Source organism: Nocardioides flavus (ex Wang et al. 2016) (assembly GCF_014653115.1).
GTDB classification, from domain to species: domain Bacteria; phylum Actinomycetota; class Actinomycetes; order Propionibacteriales; family Nocardioidaceae; genus Nocardioides; species Nocardioides flavus.
In genome coordinates this window covers 586,497-600,878 of the sequence record NZ_BNAD01000001.1, presented here as the reverse complement: position 1 = coordinate 600,878, position 14,382 = coordinate 586,497, and the positions used below count along the sequence as shown (strand labels likewise).

Annotated in this window: 11 protein-coding genes and 2 tRNA genes; 2 read left to right on the top strand and 11 right to left on the bottom strand. The window is 69.3% G+C overall.

What is annotated here, in order from left to right; translation table 11 throughout:
* The first annotated feature begins 104 nt into the window (after positions 1–104).
* Positions 105–1,103: a LacI family DNA-binding transcriptional regulator gene (locus IE200_RS02930; RefSeq protein WP_191277834.1), complete on the top strand. Its 999-nt coding sequence runs from the start codon at positions 105–107 to the stop codon at positions 1,101–1,103.
* Between the two features lie 542 nt (positions 1,104–1,645).
* Here the strand turns inward: IE200_RS02930 and IE200_RS02925 are convergent.
* The 11 genes from IE200_RS02925 to dnaA all read right to left on the bottom strand — a co-directional run bounded on the left by IE200_RS02925 (position 1,646) and on the right by dnaA (position 13,727).
* Positions 1,646–1,718 (bottom strand) — tRNA-Ala (locus tag IE200_RS02925).
* A 13-nt stretch (positions 1,719–1,731) separates the two neighbouring features.
* Entirely contained in the window at positions 1,732–1,857 is a 126-nt protein-coding gene (locus IE200_RS20550; protein WP_229856022.1) for a DLW-39 family protein, read from the bottom strand.
* A gap of 42 nt (positions 1,858–1,899) precedes the next feature.
* Positions 1,900–1,973: transfer RNA gene (locus IE200_RS02920), tRNA-Ile, on the bottom strand.
* Between the two features lie 83 nt (positions 1,974–2,056).
* Positions 2,057–2,602 carry a DUF3566 domain-containing protein gene (locus tag IE200_RS02915; RefSeq protein ID WP_191277833.1) on the bottom strand — a complete coding sequence of 182 codons (546 nt, stop codon included), beginning with the start codon at positions 2,600–2,602 and terminating at the stop codon, positions 2,057–2,059.
* A 7-nt stretch (positions 2,603–2,609) separates the two neighbouring features.
* Positions 2,610–5,282 carry a DNA gyrase subunit A gene (gene gyrA, locus IE200_RS02910; protein WP_191277832.1) on the bottom strand — a complete coding sequence of 891 codons (2,673 nt, stop codon included), beginning with the start codon at positions 5,280–5,282 and terminating at the stop codon, positions 2,610–2,612.
* A gap of 61 nt (positions 5,283–5,343) precedes the next feature.
* A complete protein-coding gene (gene gyrB / locus IE200_RS02905) occupies positions 5,344–7,566 on the bottom strand; it encodes a DNA topoisomerase (ATP-hydrolyzing) subunit B (protein ID WP_191277831.1) in 2,223 nt (740 codons plus the stop codon).
* Between the two features lie 280 nt (positions 7,567–7,846).
* Positions 7,847–8,416 (bottom strand): DUF721 domain-containing protein, encoded by a 570-nt coding sequence (locus tag IE200_RS02900; RefSeq protein ID WP_191277830.1) that lies wholly within the window; start codon positions 8,414–8,416, stop codon positions 7,847–7,849.
* Complete coding sequence (recF, locus tag IE200_RS02895) at positions 8,406–9,587, bottom strand: DNA replication/repair protein RecF (RefSeq protein ID WP_191277829.1); 1,182 nt, start codon at positions 9,585–9,587, stop codon at positions 8,406–8,408. The genes IE200_RS02900 and recF overlap by 11 nt, the downstream gene beginning before the upstream one ends.
* A 7-nt stretch (positions 9,588–9,594) precedes the next feature.
* A complete protein-coding gene (gnd, locus tag IE200_RS02890) occupies positions 9,595–10,569 on the bottom strand; it encodes a phosphogluconate dehydrogenase (NAD(+)-dependent, decarboxylating) (RefSeq protein WP_191277828.1) in 975 nt (324 codons plus the stop codon).
* 123 nt (positions 10,570–10,692) lie between these two features.
* Positions 10,693–11,832, bottom strand: a complete 1,140-nt coding sequence (dnaN, locus tag IE200_RS02885) for a DNA polymerase III subunit beta (protein WP_191277827.1) — start codon at positions 11,830–11,832, stop codon at positions 10,693–10,695.
* 401 nt (positions 11,833–12,233) lie between these two features.
* Positions 12,234–13,727, bottom strand: a complete 1,494-nt coding sequence (dnaA, locus tag IE200_RS02880) for a chromosomal replication initiator protein DnaA (RefSeq protein ID WP_407940949.1) — start codon at positions 13,725–13,727, stop codon at positions 12,234–12,236.
* Between the two features lie 508 nt (positions 13,728–14,235).
* Between dnaA and rpmH the strand changes: the two genes are divergently transcribed.
* Positions 14,236–14,373 carry a 50S ribosomal protein L34 gene (rpmH, locus tag IE200_RS02875; RefSeq protein WP_011758123.1) on the top strand — a complete coding sequence of 46 codons (138 nt, stop codon included), beginning with the start codon at positions 14,236–14,238 and terminating at the stop codon, positions 14,371–14,373.
* The last annotated feature ends 9 nt before the right edge of the window (positions 14,374–14,382 follow it).

Genomic DNA, 14,382 nt, shown 5'->3' with positions numbered 1-14,382 from the left:
AGATGGACGTGACTCTAGACACAGGGATGCAGCGTCGTCCAGAGTTGTCGGGAAATCGATGTCCGAGAAGTTTCTCGGGGGTCGTCTGACCGCAGGAGAACTTCGTGCCGCTAACTCGCTCAGCAACGATGGCCGACGTCGCGCGCCTCGCAGGGGTCTCGGTGTCGACCGTCTCACGCACCCTCAGCGGCACCCGCGCCGTCGACCCTGCCATGCAGCGCAAGGTCACCGAGGCCGCCGAGCAACTCGGATACCAGGTGAACCTCGTAGGGCGCGCGCTGCGCCAGACGCGCACATCCACCGTCGGCCTCGTCGTTCCCGACCTGGAGAATCCCTACTTCTCCGCGTTGGCCCAGCAACTCTCCCGCGCCTTCTCCGACCCCGGGATCGACCTGCTGGTGTTCAGCGCCGACGGGTCGCTGGAGACCGAGGCGCGCGGCGTCCGCTCCTTCCTCGGTCGCCAGGTCGACGCCCTCGTCCTGATCCCCGTGCACGAACAGCTGAGCGAGGCCTCGGTCTCGGCTGCCGCGGCGGCCGTGCACACCATCCAGCTCGACCGCCAGGTCGCGGGGACGGCAGCGTCCTACGTCGGAGTGAGCAACCGGGCTGGGATGCGGCTGGTCCACGAGCACGTGAGCTCGGTAGTCGACCTCAGCGCGCAGCCGGTCGTCTACGTAGGCGCCAAGCCTGACTCCTCCTCCGCGCACGAACGTCTCGACGGCATCCGTCGGTGGTTCTCGCCCGAGACCCCAACCCTGCTAGGCGACTTCTCCGCGGCCTGGGGCCGCGAGGCGGCCGCCCGCATCCTCGCCGACGGCTGGACCGGCGCCACCATCATCACCGCGGCCGACGTGATTGCGCTCGGCGTCCTGGCGCACCTGCTCCACCAGGGCCGTTCGGTCCCCGCCGAATTCCGCGTGATCGGCTTCGACGGAATCGGCGCCGCAGCACTCGCACACCCCTCCCTGACCACGGTGCGCCAGCCAGTGGAGAAGATGGCCCGATCGATCCGGTCCCTGATCGATTCGGACGACAAGCCGTCGTCCCACTGGTTCAAGCCCGACCTCGTGCTCGGGGCGACGAGCCCCGCGTCCAGAATGTGATTGTCAGCAAGCAAGGGCTCGTTCCGATTGTGACGGTGCGGAGTACGCGTGAGACCCGAGCGGAGGACGGTCGGTCCGCCCTCGTTCTCTGGGACGTCGTGGTCGGCCTGCAGCACCTCGGAGGCGACATTCATCGCGCCGGCGCAGAGGTTGCACAGTCCGCCCTGGGCGTCGTAGAGGGCTTGGCCGACTTCCTCCGCCGTTCCCTGCTCCGTCTGCGGAAGCTTCTTGAGAAGTCCCGATCGAATGTTGAACGGCATGCCCAGCCTCTCGTATTGGTATCGCTGATGCTAGCGAGGCGACTACACACGCGTGGCACGTTGGGCCCGTCTCTCGCCGAAGCCACCCCGCGGGCGTCTACGTGGCTCGCCGCTACAGGGCTCGGGCCGCAAGCCCGGGCCGGTTACGAGGGCGCCTCCACGTCCTCTGCGTCTCTGGGAGATGAGTTCGCTTCCCCCACCAGTCCCCCAAGCAGGTCGATCTTGAAGTCGCAGAACGATGCAAAGATGGAAGAACCCGCACCTGACCTGCGGCTTCTCTAGTGGAGCCTAGGGGACTCGAACCCCTAACCCCCTGCTTGCAAAGCAGGTGCGCTACCAATTGCGCCAAGGCCCCGAGCGGGTGAGCGTCAGGCCTTCTCGACGGTGTCGGTGGCCTCGGCCCAGAGGGCCTGCTCGTTCTTGCCCTCGTCCAGCTTCTTCTTCGCGACGACCGCACCGGCGGCGGCGAGGACGAGGAGCAGGAGCTTCTTCATGGACTCTCCTCGGTGGCTGGCACGAAGTCGGAGGAACTGGAGTGGGCCTAACAGGACTTGAACCTGTGACCTCTTCCTTATCAGGGAAGCGCTCTAACCGTCTGAGCTATAGGCCCGCTCGCGCCGCAAGCGGCGACGCCGAAGGTTACCTGACCGCGGTCAGGCCATGCCAATCGGCCCGGCGTCGTTCAGGCCGGGCTCACTTCTCGTCCTCGGCCAGGGTGACCTCGATGCCACCGAGCAGGGCGGCGGCGAGGTTGTAGAGGAAGGCCGTCAGCGTGGCGATCGCGGTGATCAGGACGACGTCGAGGACCGAGACCAGGAGCGTGAAGCCCAGGACCCGCGACATCCCGACGTAGTCGGTGACGTCGAAGGTGGAGTTGCCGCTGTCGCCCTCGACGATGCTGGCCACGGCTGAGTTGATGGAGTCCCACACGCCGGCCGCGCCGAGCACCGACCAGACCATGAAGATCGCGACGAACGTGACGACGCCGAAGGCCACGGAGAGCAGGAACGACGTCTTCATCACCGACCACGGGTCGATCCGGGTCAACCGCAGCCTGGCCCGGCGCGGCTGGCGCCCGGGCGTACGGCGGGCGCGGCTGCCCCTGGCCTCACGGAGCCCGGCGTTGGCCCGGTGCTCCTCGGCGGCGCTGGAGAAGGTGTCCTGGAGCCGGTCGGTCAGGGACCGCTTGGCGGGCGCGTCCCCGGACGTACGGCGGGGAGTCGCGGTGCGTTCCGACATGGATCACTCACTCCTCGGTGGTGTCGGCAGGGGCGTCCTGACCGTCGATTGTTGCACCGTCGGCCGCAGCGGGCGATTCCTCGTCCTCCTCGGGCGCCTCCACCGACCGGGCCACGACGGCGACGGTGTCGCCCTTCTTGGGCGTCACGAACTTCACGCCCTGGCTGTCGCGACCGGTCGCGCGGAAGTTGGCGTCGATGGGGCTGCGCACCACCTGGCCGCCGCTGGTGATCGACAGGACCTCGTCGCCCTCCTCCACGATGAACGCGCCGACCAGGCCGCCGCGGTCCTCGTTGGTGAGCCGCACCGCGCGGATGCCGACGCCGCCGCGGTTGGTGATGCGGTAGTCGGTGATGCGCGTGCGCTTGGCGTAGCCGCCGTCGGTGATCGTGAAGACGTACTGCTCCTTCACGTCGGGCAGGTCACCGGGTTCGATGTCGGCCGGCGCCTCGCCGTCCTCGACCAGGCGCGCCTCCGCCGCCTCCTCGGCCGCGACCTGTGCCGCGCGGATCACCGAGAGGGAGAGCACGGAGTCGTCGTCGTGCTTGAACTTCATGCCGCGCACGCCGCCGGTCGCGCGTCCCATCGGGCGCAGCTGGTCGTCGCTGGCCTGGAACCGGATCGCCTGGCCCTTGCGGGAGACGAGCAGGATGTCGTCGTCGCCGTTGACCAGCTCGGCGCCGATCAGCTCGTCGTCCTCCTCGCGGAAGTTGATCGCGATGACGCCGGCCTGGCGGGGGCTGTTGTAGTCGCCCAGCTTGGTCTTCTTGACCAGCCCGTTTCGGGTGGCGAGCACCAGGTAGGGGGCCTGGTCGTAGTCGCGGATCGCCAGCACCTGGGCGATGTCCTCGTCGGGCTGGAAGCTCAGCAGGCCGGCGACGTGCCCGCCCTTGGCGTCGCGTGCCGCCTCCGGCAGGTTGTAGGCCTTGGTGCGGTAGACGCGACCGGCCGTGGTGAAGAACAGCAACCAGTGGTGGTTGGTGGTCGCGATGAAGTGCTGGACCACGTCGTCGCCACGCAGCGTGGCACCCCGTACGCCCTTGCCGCCGCGCTTCTGCAGGCGGTACTGATCGGCGCGGGTGCGCTTGGCGTACCCGCCACGGGTGATCGAGACGACGAGGTCCTCGTCGGGGATGAGGTCCTCCATCGACAGGTCGCCGTCGGCCGCGATGATCTGCGAGCGGCGGTCGTTGCCGTACTTGTCGACGATCTCGGTGAGCTCGTCGGCGACGATCTGACGCTGGCGGGCCTCGTTGGCGAGGATGTCCTCGAGGTCGGCGATCACGCGCTCGAGCTCGGCGAGGCGGTCCATGATCTTCTGGCGCTCGAGGGCGGCGAGGCGCCGCAGCTGCATCTCGAGGATCGCGTTGGCCTGGATCTCGTCGATCTCCAGCAGCGACATCAGGCCGCTGCGGGCCTCCTCGACGTCGGGGCTGCGCCGGATGAGCGCGATGACCTCGTCGAGCGCGTCGAGCGCCTTCGCGAGACCGCGGTAGATGTGGGCCTGGCGCTCGGCCTCGGCGAGGCGGAAGCGCGTACGCCGCTGGATGACCTCGATCTGGTGGGTCACCCAGTGCGAGATGAACTGGTCGATCGGGAGCGTGCGCGGCACGCCGTCGACCAGGGCCAGCATGTTGGCCGAGAAGTTGGTCTGGAGCTCGGTGTGCTTGAACAGGTTGTTGAGCACGACGCGGGCGACGGCGTCGCGCTTGAGGATGATGACCAGGCGCTGGCCCGTACGCGAGCTGGTGTCGTCGCGGACGTCGGAGATGCCCTGGATTTTGCCGGAGTCGGCGAGCTCGGCGATCTTGAGCGCGAGGTTGTCCGGGTTGACCATGTAGGGGAGCTCGCTGATCACGAGCATGACGCGGCCCTTGGCGTCCTCGTCGATCTCGACCACGGCACGCTGGGTGATGGAGCCGCGCCCGGTGCGGTAGGCCTGCTCGATGCCCTGGCGGCCCACGATCAGCGCGCCGTTGGGGAAGTCGGGGCCCTTGATCCGCTCGACGAGCGCGTCCTGGAGCTCTTCCTTCGTGGCGTCGGGGTGCTCGAGCGCCCACACGGCACCCTCGGCGACCTCGCGCAGGTTGTGCGGGGGGATGCTGGTCGCCATGCCGACCGCGATGCCGGCCGAGCCGTTGACCAGCAGGTTGGGGAAGCGGGAGGGCAGGATGGTCGGCTCCTGCGAGCGACCGTCGTAGTTGGGCCGGAAGTCGACGGTGTCCTCGTCGATGTCGCGCACCATCTCCATCGCCAGCGGCGCCATGCGGCACTCGGTGTACCGCATGGCGGCGGCGGAGTCGTTGCCCGGCGAGCCGAAGTTGCCCTGGCCGTTGATCAGCGGTGCGCGCAGCACCCACGGCTGCGCGAGGCGGACCATCGTGTCGTAGATCGCGGTGTCGCCGTGGGGGTGGTACTGACCCATCACGTCGCCGACGACGCGCGAGCACTTCGAGAAGCCACGGTCGGGGCGGTAGCCGCCGTCGTACATCGCGTAGAGGATGCGGCGGTGCACCGGCTTGAGGCCGTCGCGCACGTCGGGCAGCGCGCGGCCGACGATGACGGTCATCGCGTAGTCGATGTAGGACTGCTGCATCAGCGTCTGCAGCTCGATCGGCTGGATGCGGTCGTCGCCGAAGCCGAAGCCGCCTGCTCCGGTGCCCGTGGGGGTCTCAGTCATGTCTGTCTTCTCTCCTGCGTTCTATCGATGTCTAGGGCTGCTCGTAGATGGGGCTAGCGACCTAGATATCGAGGAAGCGGACGTCCTTGGCGTTGCGCTGGATGAACGAGCGGCGCTGCTCGACGTCCTCGCCCATGAGGATCGAGAAGATCTCGTCGGCCTGTGCGGCGTCCTCGAGGGTGACCTGCTTCATCAGGCGGGCGTCGGGGTCCATCGTGGTCTCCCACAGCTCGTCGGCGTTCATCTCGCCGAGACCCTTGTAGCGCTGGACCGGGTTCTCCTTGGGCAGCTTCTTGCCCTGGGCCTGGCCGTCGGCGAGCAGCGCGTCGCGCTCGGCGTCGGAGTAGACGAACTCGTGCTCGGCGGGCTTGTTCCACCGCAGGCGGTAGAGCGGGGGCTGGGCCATGTAGACGTAGCCGTGCTCGATCAGCGGCTTCATGAAGCGGAACAGCAGCGTGAGGAGCAGGGTGTTGATGTGGTGGCCGTCGACGTCGGCGTCGGCCATCATCACGACCTTGTGGTAGCGCAGCTTCTCGAGGTTGAACTCCTCGTGGATGCCGGTGCCGAGCGCGGAGATGATCGCCTGGACCTCGGAGTTGGCCAGCACCTTGTCGATGCGGGCCTTCTCGACGTTGAGGATCTTGCCGCGGATCGGGAGGATCGCCTGGATGCGCGGGTCACGGCCCTGGCGCGCCGACCCGCCGGCGGAGTCGCCCTCGACGATGAAGACCTCGCACTCGGCGGGGTTGGTCGACTGGCAGTCGCTGAGCTTGCCGGGCAGGCCGCCGCCGCCGAGGAGTCCCTTGCGGTTGCGGGCCAGCTCGCGTGCCTTGCGGGCAGCGATGCGCGCGTTGGCCGCGGCCTGCGACTTGCGGACGATCTCCTTGCCCTCGGAGGGGTTCTGCTCGAGCCAGGCACCGAGCTGGTCGTTCATGATCCGCTGGGTGAAGCCCTTGGCCTCGGTGTTGCCGAGCTTGGTCTTGGTCTGGCCCTCGAACTGGGGCTCGCCGAGCTTGATCGAGATGATGGCGGTCAGGCCCTCGCGGATGTCGTCGCCCGAGACCCGGTCCTCCTTCTTCTTGATCAGGCCCCACTCCTCGCCCCAGCTGTTGACCAGGGAGGTGAGCGAGGCACGGAAGCCCTCCTCGTGGGTGCCGCCCTCGTGGGTGTTGATGTTGTTGGCGAAGGTGTGGACCGACTCGGTGTAGGAGGTGTTCCACTGCATCGCGACCTCGAGGCTCATGTGCTGCCCGACCGCGCCCTCGGCGGTCTCGGCCTCGAAGGAGATCACGCTCGGGTTGGCCACGGTCTTGCGGCGGTTGAGGTGCTCGACGTAGTCGACGAGGCCGCGGTCGTACTTGAAGACCTGCTCGAGGCCGCCGGTCTCGGCGCGCTTGATGGCGTCGTGGCCGGCGTTGTCGACCTCGTTGTCGATGGTGTCGTCCTGGACGGCGTCGACGCGCGACTCCGCCTCGGGGCGCTCGTCGCGCACGACGAACTCGACGCCCTTGTTGAGGAAGGCCATCTCCCGCAGCCGCGACGTGATGGTCTCCAGGTTGTAGGTGGTGTGCTCGAAGATGTCCTCCGAGGCGTACCAGGTGACGGTCGTGCCGGTCTGCTCGCCGTCCTCCATCGGACGCACCTGCTCGAGGTCGGCGTCGGGCACGCCGAGCTGGAAGCTCTGCCGCCACAGGTGGCCGCGGTTCTTGACCTCGGCGACGAGCCGGGTGGACAGCGCGTTGACGACGGACACGCCGACGCCGTGGAGACCGCCGGAGACCTTGTAGCCGCCGCCGCCGAACTTGCCGCCCGCGTGGAGCATCGTCAGCGCCATCGTCAGCGCCGGCATCTCTTGGCCGGGGGCCGTGTCGGTGGGGATGCCACGGCCGTTGTCCTCGACCCGCACGCCACCGTCGGCCTGCAGGGTGAGCACGATGCGGGTCGCGTAGCCGGCGAGGGCCTCGTCGACGCCGTTGTCCACGATCTCCCAGATCAGGTGGTGCAGGCCGCGCTCCCCGGTGGAGCCGATGTACATGCCGGGGCGCTTGCGCACGGCCTCGAGGCCCTCGAGGACCTGGATCGCGGAGGCGTCGTACTCGACGCTGCCGTCGACGGCGGTGGTGGAGCGCTTCTCGACCGCCTCGGCCGCCTCCTCGACGGCGGCAGCGAGCGCCTCGGCGCGCTCGCTCTCCGTCGGGGCGTCCGCGGGAGAGGGTCCGGACTGTGGAGTGGGGTCAGAATCGTGGGTGGTGGCCGGGGTGGACTCGTGATTCTGTTCGCTCAAGGCACAGCCTTCTGCTCGTCGCCCCGGGATCTCGTCCGAGGGCGTTCGACATGAGTCGAGTCGCTGCGGTTGCGCCAGCAACACGACGTGCGACTCGTACGCTCATATTACCTGTCAGCAGGCCTGAAACGAAGCGACCAGCCCGGGTTGGGGATGGATCCGTGCGAAAAGATGCCCGCAGCGGCCCTGTGCGGGCCGTTCAGCCGCTCGAACAGGGGGGCCGGTGGGCCCCCATGTGGTCGTACGCCTCCCAGATCGGCAGAACGGGGCTCTCGCGCACTCACCCGTAGGTGTCGCGCGGACCGCGGCCGTCGCGGCTGGCGAGCCGGCCCTTGGTCCAGGTCGGCAGGTGCGGGCCGAGCACCTCGATGACGGTGACGGTCCCATGGCCGAGGTCCTCGTTGAGCCGTCTCACGATGCTCGGCGCCAGCAGCTTGAGCTGCGTGGCCCAGGCGGTCGAGTCGGTGCGCACGACGAGCCGGCCGTCGTCGAAGGACTCGGGCGTGCAGTGGTCGGCGACCTCGGACCCGACGAGCTCGGCCCACCGGCCGAAGACGCCCTGCACGCGGAGGTCGACCTCCCACCCGTGGTTGGCGATGAGCCGGCCCATCGCCTGCTCGAGCAGCTGGGGGTCGCGGTCGTCGGGCCGCGAGCCGGAGGAGCGCGGCACCGTGCGGCGCCGGGGGGTCGTACGTCGCTTGGCGGGTGCGGCGCCGGGGCTGGCGGCCGCGGCACGGGCGGCCGCGCGGGCCAGGTCGAGGCCGTCGGCGCGGTGCTCCGGCAGGGGAGCCCCCTCGGGCGCGCCGTCCTCGTCGGCCGTGCCCCCGGCCGGCTGCTGCTCATCCGTCACGGGTCACCGTCCCGTCGGCGACGAGGAACCGCACGCCCTGCAACGAGGCCGGCACGTCCGCAGCGACGGCGGCGGTGACGAGCACCTGCTCGGCTCCCGCGACGAGCTCGGCGAGCTGGCTGCGACGCTCGGCGTCGAGCTCGGCGAACACGTCGTCGAGCACGAGGATCGGGTCGTCGCCGTCGGCGCGCAGCAGGTCGTACGACGCCAGGCGCAGTGCCAGCGCGTAGGACCAGGACTCCCCGTGGGAGGCGTAGCCCTTGACAGGCAGGCGGAGCTCGGGGTCGCCGAGGGTCAGCACCAGCTCGTCGCGGTGCGGGCCGACGAGGGACACACCGCGGTCGAGCTCCTCCTTGCGGCGGGCCACGATCGCGTCGAGCAGCGCCTGCTGCAGGTCGGCGCCCGGCTCGAGCGAGGACTCGCTGGTGGAGGACGGACGGAGTCCTGTCACGAGACCCTGGTCGATGCTGGCCCTGTAGTCCAGGTCGGCGTCGTCACGGCTCGCCCCGCGGGCCACCGCCTCGTAGGCCTTGCCGACGTACGGCCGCAGGTCCGCCACGAGCTGCAGGCGCGCGCCCAGGATCTCCGCGCCGACCCGGGCGAGGTTGTCGTCCCAGATCTCCAGCGTCGACATGGCCGCGTCACGCGAGGAGCCGCGCGCCAGGCCGGCGGTCTTGAGCAGGCTGTTGCGCTGGCGGAGGATCCGGTCGTAGTCGGAGCGCACGCCCGCCAGGCGCGGGGTGCGCAGGACCAGCAGGTCGTCGAGGAACTTCCTCCGGTCCGACGGGTCGCCCTTGACCAGCGTCAGGTCGTCGGGGGCGAAGACCACCGTGCGCACCAGGCCGATGATCTCCCGGGGTCGGGGGAGGGGGGAGCGGTTGATCCGCGCCCGGTTGGCCCGGCCGGGGTTCAGCTCGACCTCGAGCAGCGCCGTACGCCCCTCCTTGACCACCGAGGCGCGCACGATCGCCTGGTCGGCACCGGCGCGCACCAGTGGCGCGTCGGTGGCGACGCGGTGCGAGGACAGCCGCGAGAGGTAGTCGATGGCCTCGACGAGGTTCGTCTTGCCCTGCCCGTTGCGGCCGATGAACGCCGTCGCACCCGGCTCGAGGGCGACGTCGATGTCGCCGTAGGAGCGGAAGTCGTGGAGGGTCAGGTGGGCGACGTGCACTGCTGCATCAGCTCTCGGCCGGCTCCTCGGCGCTGCCGGCGCCGGCCTTCTTCGCCGTCTCGGACTGCTCGGCGCCGCTGGTGCCCTCGGCGTCGCCGCCCTTGGGTGCGGACGAGCGGACCGCGTGGCCGCCGAACTGGTTGCGCATCGCGGCGATCGCCTTCATCGTCGGCGCGTCGTCCTGGCGGGACACGAAGCGTGCATAGAGGGCGGCGGTGATGGCGGGCGTCGCGACGGCGTTCTCGATGCCGGCCTCGACGGTCCAGCGTCCCTCGCCGGAGTCCTCGGCATAGCCGGCGACCTGGCTCAGGCCCGGGTCCGCGTCGAGGGCGTTGACCATCAGGTCCAGCAGCCACGAGCGGATCACCGTGCCCTCGCGCCACGAGCGGAAGACCTCGGTGACGTTCTCGGTGAGCTCGGCCTTCTCCAGCAGCTCCCAGCCCTCGGCGTACGCCTGCATGATCGCGTACTCGATGCCGTTGTGGACCATCTTGGAGAAGTGCCCGGCGCCGACCTTGCCGGCGTGCACCGAGCCGAACTCGCCCTCGGGCTTGAGGGCGTCGAAGGCCGGCTGCACCTTGGCGATGTCGTCGGCGTCGCCGCCGTACATCAGGGCGTAGCCGTTCTCGAGGCCCCACACGCCCCCGGACACGCCGCAGTCGACGTAGCCGATGCCCTTCGGTGCGAGGAGCTCGGCGTTGGCGAGGTCGTCGGTCCAGCGGGAGTTGCCGCCGTCGACGACCACGTCACCCTCGCCGAGCAGCCCGGCGAGCTCCTGGACGGTGGCCCGCGTCGGCTCGCCGGCCGGGACCATCACCCACACGACCTTGGGGCTGGGCAGCGCCTCGACCAGCGCCTCGAGCGAGTCGACGTCGCTCACGTCGGGGTTGCGGTCGTAGCCCACGACCGTGAGTCCCGCGCGGCGCATGCGCTCGCGCATGTTGCCGCCCATCTTGCCGAGCCCGATGAGTCCGATGTCCATGTCACGAGCCTAGCCGGGTGCGACGGAGGAGCACGCGGCGTGGCTCGGGAGGTTGAGCAAGCGTCCGACCGAGGCACGAGGTCGGAACCGCGCGTCGAAACCCATCGACGTGCGATCGCACGGTCAGCTCAACAGGCGCCGCGGCATCAGCAGGTAGCGGAAGGAGCTGCTGTCGTCGTCCGCGGCGTCGGTCCCGGAGATGACGACCGGCTTGGTCGCCTGGGTGAAGGCGAGGTCGACGAACTCCCCGTCGATGGCGGTGAGGCCGTCGAGGAGGAACTGCGGGTTGAAGCCGGTCGTGAGCTCGTCGCCGCTGATCTCGGCGTCGACGGCCTCGGTCGCCATCGCCTCGTCGCCTGACCCGGCGTCCAGGACGATCTGGTTGTCGCCGAACTTCATCTGGACCGCGGTGTTGCGCTCGGCCACGAGCGCGACGCGCTTGACGGTCTCGATGAGCTCGGCCTTGTTGACCTTGGCGACCGTGAGGTGCTCGGCGGGGAAGAGCGAGCGGACCTTGGGGAACTCGCCGTCGAGGAGGCGGGTGGTGGTGCGTCGTACGCCCCCCAGGCCGGTGCCCTCGAAGCCGATGAGACCCTCGCCGGTGCCGCTGGTGCTCAGCGCGATCGTGATCTCGGCCGCGGAGGTGAGCGACTTGGCGGTGTCGCCCAGCACCTTGGCCGGGACCAGGGCGGCCACCGACACGTCGGGGGACTGCGGGTTCCAGGTCAGCTCGCGGTGCGAGAGGCGGAACCGGTCGGTGGCGAGCAGCGCCATCGTGGAACCGTCGATCTCGATCCGTACGCCGGTGAGGACCGGCAGCATGTCGTCGCGCCCGGCTGCGGTGACCGCCTGGGCGACGGCGTGGGCGAAGTCGGCGCTGGAGACGGTGCCGGTGGCCGACGGCATCTCCGGCAGGGTCGGGTAGTCCGAGACCGGCATGGTCTGCAGGCTGAAGCGGGCCGAGCCACACGTGAGCGAGACGCGCGGTCCCTCGAGGGTCAGCTCGACGGGCTTGGCCGGCAGGCTGCGGCAGATGTCGGCGAGCAGCCGGCCGCTGACCAGTGCCTTGCCCTCGTCGTTGACCTCGGCCGACAGCGTGGCGCGCGCGGAGGTCTCGTAGTCGAAGGTGGAGAGCACCAGGCCGGCGTCGCTCGCCTCGATCAGCAGACCGGCCAGGACCGGGGAGCTGGGGCGGACGGGAAGGCTGCGGGCAGCCCAGGCAACGGCGTCGGCGAAGACGTCGCGTTCGACGCGGAACTTCACAAGGGTCTCCTCGAGGAGAGGTGGGGCGAGCAACGGGCAGGCAGATGAGGACCACACACGTGCGCGTGGGAAGTGCATCCTGCCACGCGCGGCGGGCGCTCCGGCAGGGTTCTCCCCAGAGGGGGCGCGGTCAGGTGTTGGTGGGAGATCGGGGCAATCTTGAGGTTCACAGTCGTCGTAGGGTCCGTGGAAACTGTGGATGACGAGTGTCTGTGCAGGTCAGGGCGCTGAAACCCTGTGGACGACGGGTGTGGACACAGCGCGACGAGCCTGTGTCCGATGTGGACGCGACGCGGTGGCGTGTGGTTCGTCCCGAGGTGTCCACAGGGGCTGGGGACGGACGGGGCGACCGAATCACAACTTCTCCACACGCGACCGGCGCCGTACGGGTCCTGGCGTCGTCAGGCCTGACGGGCCTGCATCTTGACCCGGTTGGTGAGCTCGCTGACCTGGTTGAAGACCGCGCGTCGCTCGGCGAGGAGCTGGCGGATCTTGCGGTCGGCGTACATCACGGTGGTGTGGTCGCGACCGCCGAACTCGCGTCCGATCTGCGGCAGCGACATCGAGGTCAGCTCGCGGCAGAGGTACATGCCGATCTGGCGCGCCATCACCAGGTGCCGTCCGCGGGAGGGTCCGGTGAGGTCCTCGAGGGAGACACCGAAGTAGGCCGCGGTCTGGGCGATGATCAACGCGTGGGTGATCTCGGGCTCGCCACCCTCGGGGATCAGGTCCTTGAGGACGATCTCGGCCAGGGTCATGTCGACCTCCTGGCGGTTGAGGTTCGCGAAGGCCGTCACGCGGATCAAGGCGCCCTCGAGCTCGCGGATGTTGGTCTGGATCTTGGAGGCGATGAACTCCAGCACGTCCGGCGGCGCGGTCAGGCGGTCCATCGCGGCCTTCTTGCGCAGGATCGCGATGCGGGTCTCGAGGTCGGGGGGCTGGACGTCGGTGATCAGGCCCCACTCGAACCGGTTGCGGAGGCGGTCCTCGAGCGCCTCGAGGCGCTTGGGTGCGCGGTCGGAGGTGAGCACGATCTGCTTGTTGGCGTTGTGGAGGGTGTTGAACGTGTGGAAGAACTCCTCCTGCGTCTGCGTCTTGCCCTCGAGGAACTGGATGTCGTCGATCAGGAGCACGTCGACGTCGCGGTAGCGCCGCTTGAAGCGGTCCTGCCGGTCGTCGCGGATCGCATTGATGAACTCGTTGGTGAACTCCTCGCTGGAGACGTAGCGCACCTTGGCGTTGCTGTAGAGGCTGCGCACGTAGTGGCCGATCGCGTGGAGCAGGTGGGTCTTGCCGAGACCGGACTCGCCGTAGACGAGGAGCGGGTTGTACGCCTTGCCGGGCGCCTCGGCCACGGCCACGGCCGCAGCATGGGGGAAGCGGTTGGACGAGCCGATGACGAAGGTCTCGAAGGTGTACTTGGGGTTGAGCCGTGTCTCCAGCGCGGACGGTCGCCGCTCGCCTGTGGTCGGCGTCGGGTCGAGGGAGTGGGTGTGCTCGGGCGCCGCCGACTCGTAGGGCTGCTCAATTGTCGACATGGCGACAGATCGATCCGTCGACTCGTCGACAGGGGGTGGCGCGGCGTCCTCCAGCGCGGGGTTGACCGTGACGAGCATCCGGATCTCGCGCCCGAAGCCCTCGCTGAGCGCGTCCTCGATGTGGTTGCGCAGCCGGCCCTCGAGCTGGTTGCGGGTGAAGTCGTTGGGCACCGCGATGATCGCGGTGTTCTCGTGGAGCGTCATCGGCACGCTCGGGCGCAACCAGGCCCGCTGGTTGGGCTGGAGGTCGGCGACGATCTGCTGCCACGCCGTCCCGAGATCTACCTGCTGGTCGTCCACCGGACCGCCTTCGCTTCCACCATGTCGTCGTGCCGTCCCGTGCCCGTCGGCGGGCACGAGGTCTCGTGACCTCCCAGGCGGCGTCGAGGTGTGTCGTGCGCGACGTCGGCCGGTTGTGCTTCCACAGAGTTGTCCACAAGCTGTGCACTGATCTCCCCGACCGGGGCGGTCGGGACCTCCGGGCTGCTCCGGTCGGCGATCCTTCCAGCGTTTCCGCAGGTCAGAGCCCTATTCACAGGCTTTGTGACCCGGATCACAGCATGCCGTGGACCCTGGAGCGACCGTGGTCCGGTGCGACCGCGGAGGGGTGGAACGTAACAACGGCGCGGCGTACGGAGCAAGACGTCATCCACAGGCCGGCGGTCGGTGCGCCCGCGAGGGTTTGACCCTCACTTTCCCCTCCGCGTACCGTTGGCCGGTCGCTCCCTGTCGACGGGTGCCGCATGTCCACGATCCGCCACACGGCGGCCGCGTGGGTGGGCGGTGCCGGCCGAAGTACCTGATGTTGGGCCAGCACCGACGCCGTGTGGAGTGGACATCCCTCGAAACCTTCGGAGAAATAGCCGTGAGCAAGCGTACGTACCAGCCGAACAACCGTCGCCGTCACAAGGTGCACGGCTTCCGCCTGCGCATGCGGACCCGTGCCGGTCGCGCGATCCTGTCGAGCCGACGCCGCAAGGGCCGCAAGAGCCTGGCCGTCTGACGGCCCAGG

Excerpts from the sequence above, each read along its gene's own strand:
- IE200_RS20550 (WP_229856022.1), bottom strand. The coding sequence starts at position 1,857 with ATGAAGAAGCTCCTGCTCCTCGTCCTCGCCGCCGCCGGTGCGGTCGTC.
- IE200_RS02915 (WP_191277833.1), bottom strand. The coding sequence starts at position 2,602 with ATGTCGGAACGCACCGCGACTCCCCGCCGTACGTCCGGGGACGCGCCC.
- gyrA (WP_191277832.1), bottom strand. The coding sequence starts at position 5,282 with ATGACTGAGACCCCCACGGGCACCGGAGCAGGCGGCTTCGGCTTCGGC.
- gnd (WP_191277828.1), bottom strand. The coding sequence starts at position 10,569 with ATGGACATCGGACTCATCGGGCTCGGCAAGATGGGCGGCAACATGCGC.